This is a genomic window from Flavobacterium sp. 140616W15 (assembly GCF_003668995.1).
Classification (GTDB): domain Bacteria; phylum Bacteroidota; class Bacteroidia; order Flavobacteriales; family Flavobacteriaceae; genus Flavobacterium.
In genome coordinates this window covers 537,545-555,050 of record NZ_CP033068.1, presented here as the reverse complement: position 1 = coordinate 555,050, position 17,506 = coordinate 537,545, and the positions used below count along the sequence as shown (strand labels likewise).

The 17,506-nt window shown below is 33.0% G+C and carries 12 protein-coding genes; 7 read left to right on the top strand and 5 right to left on the bottom strand.

Annotation, left to right across the window (positions count from 1 at the left end; translation table 11 throughout):
- Positions 1-9: 9 nt before the first annotated feature.
- The 4 genes from nagB to EAG11_RS02390 form a co-directional block, all read right to left on the bottom strand.
- Positions 10-1,938 (bottom strand): glucosamine-6-phosphate deaminase, encoded by a 1,929-nt coding sequence (gene nagB / locus EAG11_RS02405; RefSeq protein WP_129537727.1) that lies wholly within the window; start codon positions 1,936-1,938, stop codon positions 10-12.
- Positions 1,939-1,979: 41 nt separating this feature from the next.
- The gene (locus tag EAG11_RS02400) at positions 1,980-3,362 is read right to left on the bottom strand and encodes a sugar MFS transporter (protein WP_129537726.1); all 1,383 of its coding nucleotides are present in this window, start codon (positions 3,360-3,362) and stop codon (positions 1,980-1,982) included.
- A 182-nt stretch (positions 3,363-3,544) separates the two neighbouring features.
- Positions 3,545-4,420: a sugar phosphate nucleotidyltransferase gene (locus EAG11_RS02395; protein WP_129537725.1), complete on the bottom strand. Its 876-nt coding sequence runs from the start codon at positions 4,418-4,420 to the stop codon at positions 3,545-3,547.
- Between the two features lie 27 nt (positions 4,421-4,447).
- Positions 4,448-5,524, bottom strand: coding sequence for a galactokinase family protein (locus tag EAG11_RS02390; RefSeq protein WP_129537724.1), 1,077 nt, complete (start codon positions 5,522-5,524; stop codon positions 4,448-4,450).
- A 402-nt stretch (positions 5,525-5,926) separates the two neighbouring features.
- Between EAG11_RS02390 and EAG11_RS02385 the strand changes: the two genes are divergently transcribed.
- Positions 5,927-6,967 carry a substrate-binding domain-containing protein gene (locus EAG11_RS02385; RefSeq protein ID WP_129537723.1) on the top strand — a complete coding sequence of 347 codons (1,041 nt, stop codon included), beginning with the start codon at positions 5,927-5,929 and terminating at the stop codon, positions 6,965-6,967.
- Between the two features lies 1 nt (position 6,968).
- On the opposite strand, the gene EAG11_RS02380 is transcribed toward EAG11_RS02385, so the two are convergent.
- Positions 6,969-7,619, bottom strand: coding sequence for a sugar-binding protein (locus tag EAG11_RS02380; protein WP_129537722.1), 651 nt, complete (start codon positions 7,617-7,619; stop codon positions 6,969-6,971).
- 173 nt (positions 7,620-7,792) lie between these two features.
- Between EAG11_RS02380 and EAG11_RS02375 the strand changes: the two genes are divergently transcribed.
- The 6 genes from EAG11_RS02375 (at position 7,793) to EAG11_RS02355 (ending at position 17,465) form a co-directional block, all read left to right on the top strand.
- Positions 7,793-9,016: an FN3 domain-containing metallophosphoesterase family protein gene (locus EAG11_RS02375; RefSeq protein WP_129537721.1), complete on the top strand. Its 1,224-nt coding sequence runs from the start codon at positions 7,793-7,795 to the stop codon at positions 9,014-9,016.
- A 766-nt stretch (positions 9,017-9,782) separates the two neighbouring features.
- Complete coding sequence (locus EAG11_RS22045) at positions 9,783-10,268, top strand: carboxypeptidase-like regulatory domain-containing protein (protein ID WP_242499244.1); 486 nt, start codon at positions 9,783-9,785, stop codon at positions 10,266-10,268.
- The gene (locus EAG11_RS02370) at positions 10,250-12,862 is read left to right on the top strand and encodes a SusC/RagA family TonB-linked outer membrane protein (protein ID WP_371414653.1); all 2,613 of its coding nucleotides are present in this window, start codon (positions 10,250-10,252) and stop codon (positions 12,860-12,862) included. The genes EAG11_RS22045 and EAG11_RS02370 overlap by 19 nt, the downstream gene beginning before the upstream one ends.
- 12 nt (positions 12,863-12,874) lie before the next feature.
- The gene (locus tag EAG11_RS02365; protein ID WP_129537720.1) at positions 12,875-14,572 is read left to right on the top strand and encodes a RagB/SusD family nutrient uptake outer membrane protein; all 1,698 of its coding nucleotides are present in this window, start codon (positions 12,875-12,877) and stop codon (positions 14,570-14,572) included.
- Positions 14,573-14,711: 139 nt separating this feature from the next.
- Positions 14,712-15,908, top strand: a complete 1,197-nt coding sequence (locus tag EAG11_RS02360; protein WP_207209615.1) for a DUF3472 domain-containing protein — start codon at positions 14,712-14,714, stop codon at positions 15,906-15,908.
- 177 nt (positions 15,909-16,085) lie between these two features.
- Positions 16,086-17,465 carry a Gfo/Idh/MocA family protein gene (locus EAG11_RS02355; RefSeq protein WP_129537719.1) on the top strand — a complete coding sequence of 460 codons (1,380 nt, stop codon included), beginning with the start codon at positions 16,086-16,088 and terminating at the stop codon, positions 17,463-17,465.
- Positions 17,466-17,506: the final 41 nt, after the last annotated feature.

Genomic DNA, 17,506 nt, shown 5'->3' with positions numbered 1-17,506 from the left:
AACTGAAATCTAATAGTGCCATCTCACGAAAGCTTCCATAGCTGCGTAACGCGATAAACCTAATTGGTTGTATAATTCAGCAGTTTCAGCATTTCTGTCTTCGGCTCTTTGCCAGAACTCACGTGCATCTGATCCTTGAAATACAACGCCATCTTTTTGTGATTGGTGCTTAAAGATTCCGTGTCTTTTTGCTAGTACCTGATCTGGACTCATTGGCACTGCCATTTCTACTTCATCAATTCCCCATTCTTGCCAAGCCCCACGATATAACCATAACCAGCAATCATCCATAAATGATTTTGGTTTTAATCGTTTTACTGCTTCAAAAATTGCATCCAGACATACTTTGTGTGTTCCGTGTGGATCAGCTAAATCTCCTGCAGCATATATTTGATGTGGTTTGATTTTTTCGATTAAATCCATTGTAAGTTGAATATCTTCTTCTCCAATTGGTTTTTTCTCGATTGTTCCTGTTTCATAAAATGGAAGTTCCATAAAATGAATCTGTTCGTCTGGCAAACCAACAAAGTGACTTGTTGAGCGTGCTTCTCCTTTTCTGATTAATCCTTTTATATAACGAACTTCTGGAATATCAATCTCACTATTCTTTTTATTTGTTAAGAATGTTACTGCTTTTTGGTAGATATTCTCTGCTTCAACACTTTTGATTCCAAATTTCTCGTTGTAATCGGTAACGAATCTTGCAAATCGCAATGCTTCATCATCTGCTACAGCAATATTTCCTGAAGTTTGATAAGCAACGTGTACTTCATGTCCTTGTTCTTGCAAACGCATGAATGTTCCTCCCATACTAATAATATCATCATCTGGATGCGGACTAAATATCAATACTCTTTTTCTTGCTGGCTCAGCTCTTTCAGGTCGTTTGGTATCATCTGCATTTGGCTTACCTCCTGGCCATCCAGTAATGGTGTTTTGCAACTTATTAAATATCTTTATATTGATATCATAAGCAGGTCCTGAATCGGCTAATAAATCGCTCATTCCGTTTTCGATATAATCGGCATCGGTTAGCATTAGAATTGGTTTCTTTAAATCTAAGGCTAATCCTAAAACGGCTTTACGGGTTAATTTATCTGTCCAAACAATTTTCTCTACTAACCAAGGTCTGTTGATTCTCGTTAGTTTTGATGATGCTTCTTTATCTAAAACAAAAACAACATTGCTGTGTTCTTGCAAAAATGATGCAGGAATTCTATTGGTAACTTCTCCTTCTACAGATTTTTTTACAACCTCTGCTTTTCCTTCTCCCCAAGCCAGAAGAATAACTTGCTTGGCTTCCATTATCTTTTTTACTCCAAGTGTAATAGCTGTTCTTGGTGTATTGTTTAATCCAAAAAAGTCTTTACTTGCCGCAACTCTTGTTATATGATCTAATGCTACTAATCTTGTTTTTGAGTTTTGTAATGAACCCGATTCGTTGAATCCGATGTGTCCATTGGCTCCAATTCCAAGAACTTGCAAATCGATACCTCCTAAAGCTTCTATTTTTGCTTCGTAATCTGCACAATAATCCGCTATTTCTTCTTTTGATAATTGTCCGTCTGGAATATGATAATTTTCAGGTAAAATATCTACTTGATCCATTAACAATTCTTTCATGAATCGCACGTAACTATTTACAGAATCTGGCTCCATTGGATAGTATTCGTCCAAGTTAAAAGTGATTACATTTTTAAAGCTCAATCCTTCTTCTTTGTGTAAACGTACTAACTCAGCGTATAAACCTTTTGGTGAAGACCCTGTAGCTAATCCTAAAACACATGATTCATTATTCTCTTGTTTTGACTTGATAAGTGTTGCTATTTGCTTTGCAACTGCTTTAGATGCCTCGGTTGAATTTTCAAAAACCACCGTGTCAATGTTTTCGAATCTTTTTTCGAAACCTGTCGCCTTATCTATGGAACTTTTTAACATTATTCGCTTCTTTTTATATTTACTTAAATTATTTATCTGTCTTAATTGCGAGACCAACTTCTGTATTTATGCCCTTTGTATGCAAAAAATATAATCATCAAATAGCAAGGTACTAACATTAAATACGCTATCTGGTTTCCGCTTTTAGCCGTTTTAGCCACTCCATTTGCTAGATTAGCAGTATTAATACTTTCAGCCCAAGCTCCATATATAAGAGGAAAGATTGCTCCTCCTATAATACCCATGATTAAAATTGCACTTCCTATTTTGGTATATCCTTTTAGATCTTGTAATGCCATTGGCCATATTGCTGGCCAACAAAGTGCATTTGCAAGTCCCATTAATGCTACTAAAATTATAACTACTGGAATATCAGGAATTCCCGAAAACTGAACGGTTATTTCTGGCGATATAACAACTATTAAAATTACTAAAATTAATCCTAAAATTCCAGACGCTTTTAAAGCAGTAACTTGCGAAAGATATTTTGGTATTAATGTAATTCCTAGAATATACCCTACTACCATTGCAGACATTGTAAATGAGGTTAATTTTAAATAGAAATTACCATCTTTACCATACACTCCTAGTTCTTTTCCGAATCCTCCGATTGAATCTCCTGCCAAAACTTCGGCAGCTAAATATAACATCAAAGTAATAACTCCTAGAACTAATTGTGGGTGTTTAAAAGCATTTTTTATTTGTTTAAAAATACTCAAATTCATTACATCTCCTTCTTCATCCAAATCAATTTCTGGTAGTGGAGACAACTTAACTAAAAGTGCCAAAACCAAAATAACTAATCCCATATAAAGATAGGGCGTTTGCAATTGTAATGTCAGCAAATTTAAGGCTTCTGTTTTAGAAACTTCATCTAAAAGCGCAATTTTCTCTGCTGTGTAGTCTTGCATATTTGACAATACCAAAGCCGTTAGAGCTAATGGCGCTATAAATCCTGCTAATTTATTTGCAATTCCTAATACACTAATTCGAGCAGCCGCACTTTCTCTTGGACCGATAACAACTACATAAGGATTTGCAGCGGTTTGCAAGATTGCCAAACCTGTTCCCATTGTGAATAATGCTATCAAAAAGAAAACATAAGTTCTTGTTGCCGCTGCTGGATAAAACATAAAAGCACCTATAGCGATTACAATTAAACCAAGCGAAACTCCATTTTTATACCCTACTTTTTCTATAACCCAAGATGATGGAATTGCCATAACAAAATAGGCAATATAAAAAGCAAATGTTACAAAATAAGCTTGAGAAGCAGTTAGCTCACAAGCTAACTCAAAAAAAGGAATTAAAGGTCCGTTAAGCCAAGTAACGAATCCTAGAATAAAAAATAATGCGGTTAAAATAACCATAGGAATAATTGTACTCCTTTGATCTATACGTATTGCACTTTCAGTCTTTGACATAATTTTTTTCTGGTTGATGGTTAATAGATTTAGTAGTTTTTTCAATCTAAAATAGCATCAACACTTTCATGTTTTTTGCAAAACCGCAACAAATAGTTGCGTTTTTTTTGCAATGATACGACAAAAGTAGCTCAATAAGTTCTTCTTATTCCTAAATTAGATATGAAATTTTTGTTAATTTTTTATGCTTCCCAATTTAACTGTGGGTAATGTTTTTTAAGATATTCTTTTACTTCAGCAATATCTTCTTTGGCAGTTAAATCTGGAACATGCTCTGAGAAAGGGATCCCTAAAGTAGTGTTGGGATTATCTTTTATTGCGTTTAAAAGTACAGTTGGCAATTCTTTTTCGTCTCTCTCTGGGTGAACTGGACAGTTTTTTAGATATGGATACAACATTGCTCCATCAAATTTAAAAGCATTCATACTTACTCTTAATTTTCCTTCAGAATCTTTATAGTTTTCTAAATCATCTGCCGTTGGCTTTTCTAGTATATCCAATAATTGGTTGTTCGCATCAAGTTTAGCAATTGCAAAACGCGAAATTCTCTCAGATGGAAACTCTAAAGCATCACGATCATAACCTATAAAAGCGTTTAAACTATTTGTTTCTCTTAAAGCTAACAAAGCTGCAGTAGAATATAAATTATCACTATTACAAACGGAGTAACTTTTTGAGTTCATTTCTGGAAATTGTTCTATCGCTTGAAATAAAGCATCGGCTGTACCAAATGGTTTTACTCTATCGTTTGGAATATACTGAACTGCAAATGAAATATTCAAACCATGGAAATCATTATCCTTATCTTTATTACCATAAAACTCTTTAAACAATTCTCCTTGCTCTCCTATTATGATGATGATATTTTTATATCCTGCTTTTTTTGCATTTAGCAAAAGATAATCTAGCAAAGGTCTTCCGTTTGGACCAACTCCAATAAGTCCTTTACTTCGCTCGTTTGCTTGAGCTATTTCTTCTTCCGTTAAATTATTCAATACAACTTCCTTTTTCATTCGAGAAGATGCACCGCCTGCTAAAATAATTAAATTGTCATGCATGTTTTATTCTTTAAAATTTTAATATTATTATATTATTCTTGCTCCTGGATCTACACTTACAGTATATGCTTCTTTTGCTCCTGCTGCCAATATTGCTGCTACAACTTCAGCTTCTTTTTTTGGATCTGCAATTACAACAATACTTCCTCCTCCTCCTGACCCAACAATCTTTGCTCCATAGGCTCCTGCCTGTAATGCTGCATTAATCATGTCGTCAATTTTTGGCACTGTTATTTTTAATAAATCCCTTAAGACTACATGGTGTAGATTCATTAATTCACCAATTCTCACCAAGTCAAGCGTTGGTTTTTCGAATTCTTTTAGAGCTTCTCTTGTGTAATAGTGATTTTTTATAGCAGCTTCAAAAAACGGAATTAATCTATCTGGCAGATAATTACTATATTTATGTATATCTACAATTTCAGTTTTATGCAAATCAAAGCTTCTAAAATTCCGTTTTACAATATCAATTGCTAATAAAGCATTGCCTTTTAATTCTCCAATTAATCCTATTGTTTCTTTTGGAACTCCAGAAACTCCTGTAATTAAACCTTTTAATTCTGTCCCAATTATATTATATGAAAATGGAACACTTGTATTAATATGAACAATATTTCCTACTCCAATACTAAAATGATCCATCATTCCGCCTGGCTCTCCATGCTCCAATACTTCAGAAGCATATCCCATTTGTGCAATAAATTCTGGTGTAACATCACAATCAACACCATATGAAGTTATAAGAAAATTAATCCAAGCAATTAATAATGCCGATGAACTTGAGGTTCCTGAGTTAATAGGAATATCTCCTGTTATCGTAATATCGTACCCAACAGTAGGAACACAACCATGTCTTCTTAAAACTCGTAATGAAGAAGCAAAATAATCACGTGGCTCCAATTCTTCAAAAGTCGCATTGATATCGATAATTCTGACTTGATCAATATCGACCATGTTTAATTTAAAAACTGAAGTCTCATTTTGCACTGCTGTTAATTCTATATTTCTATTTATTGCACATGCTATAACTGGTAATCCTAAATAATCTTGATGATCTCCAAAAAGGCAAGTTCGCCCTGGTGCTAATGATATAATTTTCTTCACTTTTAAAATATATTAAGACAATGTAATTCTTTAATTACACTGTAATTAGTTTACGAAACAGGCTTTTATTTTATTTTTAACTTTACGAAACTAGATATTAAATTTTAATTAACCTAAGAAAAAATAAAAAATGTGCTCGAACACACTTAAATTATGTTATCGAGCACACGTATTTATATACAGATAAAAATTGCTTAACTTGTTCCTGGAAATTATTAAGATATTTACGATATTTAAAATAAGAATATCTAATTTTATATTTTTGTTTTATATTGAACTAATTTCATACATTAACTTCTTATGTCGTTAATTCAAAAACTTCATTACGAATACAAAAACCTTTTCTTTTTGTAAATAAATCAGAAAAAAACAAACACAAAGTTTTTATATATTTGCCTTCTTATGGATAAAAAGTATACAATTAAAGATATTGCTAAATTAGCAGGAGTTTCAAAAGGTACTGTAGATAGAGTTTTGCACAAAAGAGGAAAAGTTTCCCCTTTGGCGCTAGAAAAAGTAAATGAAGTTTTAAATGTAATTAATTACGAGCCTAATCTTATTGCCCGAAATCTCAAGAATAATAAGATCTATCGCATTTGCATAGCTTTACCCGATCCTGAAATCGACCCGTATTGGTCTCCTTGCATTAAAGGAATAAATGATGCAATACAAGAGTTTAAAGCATATAATATACTTGTAGAAACGTTTTATTTTAATCCAGAAAAGACAAAATCATTCACAAGTATCACTGAGGTCATTATAGAAAAAGCACCAGACGCAGTTTTGCTAGCTCCATTATTCCATAAAGAAACATTAGAAGCTATAAAAAAATACGATTCTTTAAACATTGTAGTTAACACATTCAATAATCAAGTAGAATCTACATTAATTAAGAATTTTGTCGGACAAGATTTATTTAGAAGTGGCCGCGTAGCTGCTAAATTATTAAATACCATACTAGACAAAGGCCATATTGCAATTATACATATTGACGAAACGTATAAGAATGCAATTCACATGCAGGAAAAAGAAAGAGGTTTCAAAAATTACTTTAGCGAGAAAGAAACTCCAGGCTACAAGATTACGACACTAAAATTAAAAAGCCCAAATGTCGAGTTAGGCCTAAAAAACTTTATTATTGAAAACCCCGACTTATCTGGTGTTTTCATTACTACATCTAAAGCCTATCAAATAGCAAAACCAATTAGCGAAATTAAGGATAAAAAAATCAGAATAATTGGTTACGATTTAATCGATGAAAATGTGAATAATCTAAACTTGGGTGTAATTGATTTTTTGATTCATCAAAATCAGAAAAGACAAGCTTACCTTGGTATAACTTACCTCATAGAACACTTTCTTTTCCACAAAGAAACACCAGCAGTTACACTTTTACCAATCGACATCATCAACTCTGAAAATGCTGACTTTTATCTGGAATAATTTATTCCTTCAAGATTAAGATTCCAAACGAAGATGAAATATGAAAATTAGGTGTTTCAGTAACAGGATTCACCCAAGTTATCCAAGTTGGTTCATAATCATGTCCATCTGTTTTAGAATACTTGGCTCTAAAAATACCCGTCTCGATTTGGTTATTCTTTATTAAATCAAACTTCTTTAAGGATGCAATACGTATTGCACCTTCTACCACAAAACAATCTTTATCTACAGATGATTTAACTACTAAATCATCTTTTGGCCAGGACCAATCAAAATTAAAATTCTTATCAGGATAGGCTATAAAATCCATTACCCTAGCTTTAGCATCTATTTCCATACAATAATACGGATTAAGTGAACGGTCTGCTCTAAAAAACAACTCTACCCTATCGGAATTATTGATACTGTCAATACTATCGTCTTTCCCTTCTATATGAATTTCGGAATCATATACAGTAAAACAAAAAAACAATTGCTCCTCATCCCATAAGGCTTTAAACTCAATTCGGGAAACTGTTTTTGAATCCCAAGGCGAGCAAAAATCATCCAGAACAATTGCTTTATTCCATAAATCAGAATCGCCCTTTCCTGATACAGTCAATTGATTTTTGGGTATTAAATTTACCTCATAATTCTTAATTTCCTCGTTCATATCATTCTTAAATTATCGTTTTAGCACAATCATTACAATAATACAAAAAATAATGTGCACGAACACATTTTACAAAATATTCTTTGTTTAATACAATATAATTGATAGTTTCGTTACCATTAACACCAAATAAAACCATTTACAAACTACAAATAACCAAATTTTTATCTTTTATGAAAGAAGAAAAAAACTCCCGTCGTTCCTTCTTAACGAAGACTATTGCTGGTATTTCAGGATCAGTTATAGCAACAGGCCTACCTTTATCTGCTTTAGCATCAACCTCAAATATTGAAGTACCAGACTCTAAACACGATTTTTTAACAAAACCTTATCTGCAAGCTCCCACCAATGATGGCATTACCATAATGTGGCTCACTAACCAGCTTTGCTTAAATTGGATAGAATATGGTGAAACCGAAAAACTAGGAACAAAAGCCGAACAATGCACACACGGTATGATGAATACCAATTCTAGAATTAATACGGTAACATTAACGAACCTTAAACCAAATACTAACTATTTCTACAAAGTTTTCTCGAAACAAATTGTAGATTTCCGACCTTATAAAATTACATTTGGAGACACTATAAGTAGTGAAACCTATCCTTTTAAAACCCTCAACCCTAAAGAAAAAGAAGTCAGTTGGTTGGTTTTAAATGACATTCACGATCGTCCAGAATCTTTTAAAGAACTAATAGAACTTAATCAGAATAAGCCTTACGACTTTGTTTTTCTTAACGGAGACATGTTTGACTATCAAACAGATGAAAATCAAATTATCAACCACTTACTCAATCCGTGTAGTTTATTTTCGACTGAAAAGCCTTTTATGTTCGTAAGAGGAAACCACGAAACTAGAGGCAAATATTCTAGAAATCTATTAGACTATTATTACAATTATGATAAGAAAGAATATTATAGTTTTAAAATGGGACCTGTTTTTACAATTGTTTTAGATACTGGTGAAGATAAAAAAGATTCTCACCCCGTATATGGCGGAACTGTTAATTACGATTCTTATCGCGAGGAGCAAGCTATTTGGTTAGAGAAACAAATGAAATCTAAAGCTTTTAAAAACGCTCCATTCCGTGTAGTAATGATGCATATCCCACATTATCACTCTGATGAAGAACATGGAACAACCGAATGCCGCAGATTGTTTGGCACTTTATTTGAAAAATACAAAATCGATTTATTTATTGCAGGACATACCCATGAATACGGAATCTTTGAGCCAAGCAAAGAGCACTCTTATCATTTTGTAATTGGTGGTGGGCCAGAAACAGGAACAAGAACTCTAATACGAATTGATGCCAACCCCGAAGTTTTAAATCTACAAATGCTAAATGATTCAGGTAAAGAAATTGGTTCAATTACACTTAATAACAAAAGATAATTTTTTTTTCAAAATAACGCATTATAATTTCTTCCATATTCGGCTATTTCAATTAAAAACATTCTCCTTTCTCTTTTCATTTCTAATTGAGATTAGAAAGAAAAACTTCTCTAGATTCAAGTAATAAAACCTTTAAATAAACACAAGTATTTAAAGGTTTATTTAATTCATTGATTAAATCGAAAAAAACACTTCAAACATATAGCTCCTAAGATCGATATTGATACTATATTATTATTTTATTAACAGTTCTATTATAAATTATCCGACATTCAATTAAATCATTTTATAAAAATTTGATAATTTTTTCAGCAATCTTTTTCCTTATTCCCTCATCTAATAATAATTATCTGCAAAATTCTTGTTTTTACTCAAATAACTAGGCGCCTATTTTTTAGTAATAAACTAGAATTTTATTACTAAAAAAACATTTTCAATAAAAAAAATGTGCTCGAGAACACAAATATTGTGTGTTCGAGCACATTTTTTGCTGTTTTCCTTGTTTAATAAAAATTAAATATATAGTTTCGTCATATCTTAAAAAATAAAACACAATTTATGTTAAAAAATAACCTCTAAATAAATAAGAAAAAGTGTGTGATTTTAAGCTCAGAAAAGATGATTTCCTAAAATAATTAATAGTCAAGAAGTATATAGAATAACGATTTTCATTTAAGGCGATAATACCTTAAATCGATTATAATAAAAATGAATACCAGTTAACACAACACAAAACAAATTATTAACCAAACACATTTTTAAGAGTATGAAATTATTAATTAAAAAAAAGCCTAGAGACTTATGGTTTAACAGACCATCTAGGAAGGAAATCAAATTAACAATTCTTTCATTGTTCGCTTTGACTTTTCAAATTTCAACAGCTGCTCCATCAAAATCAAATAGTTCAAACACAATTGATTTAGCACTTGTACAAAAAATTGTAAAAGGAAAAGTTACTGATGCTTCGGGACTACCTCTCCCGGGAGTAAACGTCCTAATTAAAGGAACTACCATTGGGGTACAAACAGATTACAATGGTGAATTTGCCATTGAGGTTGCAGCTAACCAAACAGTATTGGTTATTTCTTATATGGGAATGCAAGAACAAGAAGTAACAATAGGAAAAGGCCCAATTGTTGTTACTCTTAAGGAAGCAGGAGAAGTAATGGACGAGGTCGTTATTGTAGGTTACAGCAAAATTAAAAAGAAAGTCTTACTGGTGCTTTACAAACCATTAATAATAAAAAACTAATTGACGCTACTACTCCAACTGTTGAGAACTTACTATCTGGTAAAGCAACTGGGGTATATGTAAGTTCTGGTAACGGACAACCTGGTGATGTTGGAAAAATAGTTATTCGTGGAAAAACTACAGTTAACGGAAGTACTGACCCACTATGGGTAGTTGATGGTGTTATTGTAGGTAGCGGTTCAGGAAATGTGAATCCTGCTGATATCGAAACGTTAACAGTTCTTAAAGATGCTGCATCTACAGCTGTATATGGTTCTCAGGGAGCAAACGGTGTAATTATTGTTACTACAAAAAGTGGTAAAAGCGGTAAAGCAACCATTAATGCTTCTATTAAGACTGCTGCTACAACTGTTAATTCAGGAAATTTTGACATCATGAACGGTTCAGAATTATATGATCTATATGATTCATTTCCAAACAAACAAGAATTCAGTAATGCTTGGTGGTGGACTCCAGAATTAAGAAATAAAAATTACGACTGGTGGAAAAATGCAACAAAAACAGGTATTGCAAGAGATTTTAACCTTTCGGTTAATGGTGGTAGTGATGTGTTTAAAAGCTATGTATCTCTTGGAGTATATGACGAAACTGGTGCTGTAAAAGGATATGATTACACTCGTTACAACTTACTTCTTAAATTTAGTTATAAACTAAATGATTGGATTACTATACGTCCTCAAGCAAATATTACTCGCTCTGAAACTGAAGACAGACAGCATTCTGTAGGCGCTATGTATGGCAATATGCCTTGGGATAGTCCATATTTACCTGACGGAACTTTGGTAGGTAATCAACCTAACCCAACTTGGGTAAATACAACAGGTTCTAACTATTTGTACGATTTACAATGGAATTATGCCGAATCTGAAAGATATAGTGTTAGAACTAACCTAGACTTTGATGTTAAACTGAATAGCTGGTTAACATTTACTTCTACAAATAACTATATTTTTTCAAACTTTAATTCAATGGCCTACGCTGATCCAAGATCTTCAGAAGGGTTATCTGTAAAAGGAAGAATTACTGACAAAACTAGTAGCAATAATAGACTATATAGCAATCAATTATTCAAATTCAACAAATCATTTGGTGCTCATGCTATAAATGCAGTTGCTGGATACGAATGGAATGAATATAAAGGCAAAAATACTGAAGGAATTGCAACTGGAATACCTCCTGGATTCATTGTTCCAGACGCTGCTACAGTTCCTGAAAAAGTTCGTGGTGGAAGATCAGAATGGGCTGTACAATCTTTGTTAACCAACATCAATTATACTTATGATGATAGGTATATGGCACAATTTTCTATCCGTCGTGATGGGGCTTCTAATTTTGGAGAAAATGCTAGATATGGAAATTTCTTTTCTATCAGTGGTGGTTGGAATATTCATAAAGAGAAATTCTTTAAAGCTCATTACATCAACAACTTAAAACTTAGAGCTAGTTATGGTTCAGTAGGAAATAGACCAACAAACTTATATCCTCACTTGCCATTGTACTCTGTATCTACAGGATATAATGAAAACCCAGGTGCTATTATCTCACAAATAGGAAACCCTGATTTGAGCTGGGAAAAAACTTTTACGACAGGCTTTGGTTTAGATGTAAGTTTTTTAAACAGAGTGAACATAACATTAGATTATTATGACAAAGATACCTCTGGTTTATTATACGAAGTACCACTACCTGGAGTAATTGGAGTAACTAGCATTTGGAGAAATGTTGGTGCTGTAAATAATAAAGGTTTTGAGGCATCTATAAATGTTGATATCATTAAAAATGAAAATTGGAAATGGAATGTAGATGCTAATATTGGAATAAACAAAAATAAAGTAACAAGCCTTTACGGAACAAAACAACAAATTATTGTTGGTGACGGAACGAACATTTCTGGTTCAGCATCTAAATTATTAAAACCAGGAATGGATGTAGATACTTGGTATCTTCCTGAGTGGGCAGGCGTAAATTCTGACAACGGAAAACCAGAATGGTATAAAACCGATGCTACTACTGGAGAACGCGTTAAAACGTCAAGCTACGGTGAAGCATCAAAAAATCCTATTGCCGCAGGAGCTTACACTCCATCTTATTTTGGAGGTTTTTCGACTACTTTAAATTATAAAAACTTTGATTTTGGAGCTACATTCACGTACTCTGTAGGTGGTAAAATTTATAACTATGCTCGTGCCGAGTTTGATTCAGACGGAGCTTATACAGATCGTAACCAAATGAATCTTCAGAGTGGATGGAGCCGTTGGGAAAAGAAAGGCGATATTGCTACTCATCCACAAGCTGTTTACAATAATTCAAGCAACTCTAATAAAGCATCAACACGTTTCTTAGAAGATGGATCATACCTGAAATTAAGAAGTGTATCATTTGGATATAATCTATCTATTGAGCGCTTGAATATATCAAATCTTAGAATATTTGTATCTGGTGAAAACCTGTTTACATTAACCGATTTCTCAGGTGTTGATCCAGAGATACCGCCACATGAACTAAGAAATGGTACAAGATCGATAACTGGAGTTTCAACTTCTGTATATCCTCAATCACGCCGATTTGTATTAGGTTTTAATCTTACTCTTTAAAAACTCAAAATCATGAAAAAAATATTCATATTATTTATTACCCTCAGTTTTCTATCTTCATGTGAGTTAGAGCGAGAACCATATGGCTCTTACACAAAAGATAAAATCATGAACGATAAAGAAGCTGCTGTAGAAGTACTTCTTAACGGATGTTACGCACAACTTAAGAATTGGTCGGATCAGATGCACCGTATTGGTGAGTATTCTGCAGATAATATCATGATTAGAGGAACCTCTACTGATGGATTCTTCCCTTTTATTTCTTATCAACATACTCCTATAAATGATAGATTAACCACTTTTTGGAATAATAGCTACAAAGTTATTTCACAATCAAGTGACCTTATGAAAATGATTTCTGAAGGCGAAAGCCCTAAAATGGATCAACAATTAGGAGAAGCGTATTACTTAAGAGGAATGCTTTATTTCTATTTAGGTAAAACATTCGGTAGACCTTATGCACAATCACCAGAAACTAATTTAGGCGTGCCAATTGTAAATGGATTACCTGATGATTTAGCCAACATTAATCTACCAGACAGGACTACTGTAAAAGCAACTTATGAGCAAGCAATAAGTGACCTTAAAAAAGGAGAAGCTTTAATGAATGAAAACAGAACAGCAAGTTATGCTACTAAACAAGCGGCACAAGCAATGCTTTCTAGAGTGTATTTATACATGAGTGGTACATATGAAACACCAAATCAACAATATGCTGATTTGTCTATTGAATATGCAAACAAAGTAATTTCTAGTGGTCGTTACAATTTACTTAGTAGAAACGATTTTATGAAATACAACACTTTTGCACCTGATGCAAGCGGGCAAACTGAAACTATTTTTGCTGTTAAACGTGTCGCTTCAGAATACTCTGGAGATGATCATTATAATGGTATTGGTGGTATGTATGCTAATATACAAGGACAAGGTTGGGGAGAAATGTATGCAAGTGCAAAATACCTAGACTTATTACGTAAATCTGGTCTAAAGAAAGATGCAAGATGGGCTTTTATTGATCCTCAATATGCATTGGATGCTTCCAATAATAAAACAGCCGCTTTCCGCTTTATAACAGATGCTTTTGATAAAGATAATGTACAAACTGGATATAACTATGTTCAACAACCGCTTAAAACGAATCCAAATGGTAGCTATTATATTACTATAGCAGATGTAAATTACAACCTTACAGCGGTTAATGCTGCCGAGAACAGCTATTCAATTGTTTATGGAGGTAAAACATATGTAGGTGAAAAAGATTATATGATGTTATTAAATCGTGTATATCCAATGTACTACATTACAAAATGTTCTTTACAAGATAACAGCTCTCACCTGCATTCACCTACTATTTCAAGATTAGCCGAAATGTATTTGAATATGGCAGAAGCTTATGCTAAAAAAGGAGATTATCAAAATGCTGTTACTAATTTAAATGTAATTAGAGAAAGATCAATCATAGGTGGAGGATACACTTCATTAACAAGTACAAATGCAGCACAACTTATTGATGAAGAGCGTCAATTAGAACTTGCTTTTGAAGCACACCGTGGTTCTGATGTGTACAGAAATGGACAAACAATGACTCGTCACTATCCTGGACCTCATTCTCCAATGATAGATTATCCAGCAACAAGCCTAAGAGTAGTACAATATATTCCTCAATCGGAAATAAATGCTTATCCTGGGACTTTAACTCAAAATCCATAAACAAGATTTTGAAAAAAACTAATTTTGAATTGAATGGTTAGTTAGTAAATAAGGCTCTCTTTAGAATTCCCCCTTGCTGATAAGGGGGATTCTAGAGAAGTTAAATGCAAAAAACAAATAATAGCTAAAATCAGGCTAAATGAAATATTTTAAAATTATTTTCTCTTTCCTTACATTGGTATTTTTAAGTACAAATGTATTAGCACAAGATTCAAAAAACGAAATTCATTTGCCTCTTGGTGGCAATGCTTTCAGTTCTAATAATCATGAGAATAACAATACTATAACTGATAATGGAATAGAAAACTGGACTAACCCTAAAGAATATTTTACGGTTTATTTTAGAGTTTCAACTCCAGGGTTAATCCGAATTTCTACAGATGAAAATGTAACTATTCAAGGAAAATCTACATTAGAATTTGGCATTAACAAAGAATTCAAAAAAATCGAATTTGACCAATCTAACAAAAAACCTATTCTAATAGGAGAATGGAAAATTGTTGACACAGGATATGTGGCTTTAAAAATAAAAGGAATCTCTAAAACACAAAATAGTTTTCCTTCTATTTCTAAATTAATCATTGATGGGGCGGCACTTCAAGGAAAGGTTGCCTATGTTCCAAATAATGATGATAATTTTTTTCATTGGGGTCGAAGAGGTCCTTCTGTACATTTAAATTACGAAATACCAGAAAAAGTGAATGTTCAATGGTATTACAACGAAATTACTGTTCCTGTAAACGAAGATAAAATAGGATCTTATTATATGGCAAACGGTTTTGGCGAAGGTTATTTTGGGATTCAGGTAAATTCTGAAACAGAACGCCGTGTATTATTCTCTGTTTGGAGTCCTTTTGTTACTGATGATCCTAAAAGTATTCCAGATTCGCATAAAATTAAAATGCTTAAAAAGGGAGAAAATGTAAAAACTGGTGAGTTTGGAAATGAAGGATCTGGCGGACAAAGCTATTTAAAATACAACTGGAAAGCAGGAACCACTTATAAGTTCTTACTTAATGGAGTTCCTCAAAACGACAACTCAACTACATACACCGCTTACTTTTATGCACCTGAACAAAAAAAATGGATCTTAATTGCTAGTTTTAATCGTCCGCAAACTAACACCTATTTAAAAAGATTTCATTCCTTCTTAGAAAATTTTGTACCACAACAAGGAAATAAATCCCGCAAAGTTTTGTTTAACAATCAATGGTATTGCGATGACAAAGGAATTTGGAAAGAAATAGACACTGCCACTTTCACTGTAGATAATACGGGCAGAAAAGGATATAGAATGGACTATTCCGGTGGTATAGAAAAAGGTTTTTTCTTTTAAAAGATGGAGGTTTCTTTAATCAATACACCAAAGCAAAAACTAAGTTCACAAAACCATTAAATCATAATATGCCAAGTATAAATTTTAGTACTTTGCCATAAAATTAAAATAAAGACAACAACGATAAGACAGTCTTAAAGCAGAATGTCCCACACTATTAAATTAAATTAATTCAACATGAAAACTAGTATCTTTAAATTTATTCTAATATCCTGCTTCTTTTTAGGATATGCTACTTCTTCAGCTCAAATGATTAAGACACCTACTCCTCCTCGTGCCAAAGGACAAAAAGATGTTTTACGTTTAGCTACAGCACCAATTCCAAATGTTCGTGTTGCTTTTATCGGACTCGGAATGCGTGGTCCAGGAGCAGTAGAACGTATGACACATATTCCTGGAGTTGAAATAGTTGCATTATGTGACATGACCCAAGAAAACACAGCTAAAGCAAATGAGATTCTAACTAAAAGAGGACTTCCTAAAGCACAAGAATTTTATGGAGATGCTAATGCATGGAAAAAAGTTACAGCATTACCAAATGTAGACTTAGTATACATTGCTACTGATTGGAAAAATCACGCTAACATTGGTACTCAAGCCATGAAAGATGGTAAACACGTAGCTATAGAAGTTCCTGGTGCAATGAATATGAAAGAAATCTGGGATCTTATCGATACTTCAGAAAAAACTCGTAAACACTGTATGATGTTAGAAAACTGTGTGTATGATTTCTTCGAACTTACTACATTAAACATGGCTCAACAAGGTTTATTTGGAGAAATTCTTCATGCTGAAGGTTCTTATATTCACGGTCTTCAACCATTTTGGGGAGAATACTGGAATAACTGGCGTATGGATTACAACAAAAAACACCGTGGTGACATTTACGCAACACATGGTATGGGACCAGCTTGTCAGGCATTAAACATTCACCGTGGTGACAAAATGAACTACTTAGTATCTATGGATACAAAAGCAGTAGGAAACCCTGCTTACATTAAAGAAAAATCTGGAGTTGATGTTAAAGACTTTAGAAACGGTGATCATACTATGACTATGATTCGTACAGAAAATGGTAAAACAATCCAAATTCAACATGATGTAACATCTCCACGCCCATACAGTCGTATGTACCAACTTAGTGGAACTAAAGGATTTGCTAATAAATATCCTGTAGAAGGTTATGCATTAGATGCAAAATCAATTAGCTCAGATATTAAACCTGATCATGAAAACTTAAATGCACACAGATTCATGCCAGAAGAAGTGAAAAAAGCATTAATGGAAAAATACAAACACCCAATTGTTGCAGGAATAGAAGAAAAAGCAAAACAAGTTGGTGGACACGGTGGAATGGATTTCATCATGGATTACCGTTTGATTTACTGCTTACAAAACGGATTACCTCTTGATATGGATGTGTACGATTTAGCTGAATGGTCTTGTTTAGCTCCATTAACAGAAATTTCTCTTGACAATAATTCATCTCCAGTAGAAATTCCTGATTTCACACGTGGTGGTTGGAACAAATTAAAAGGTTTAGAATTTTCTAAATAAATATTTTTGAAGTTAGTTAAATTATAACAAGAGGGCACCCA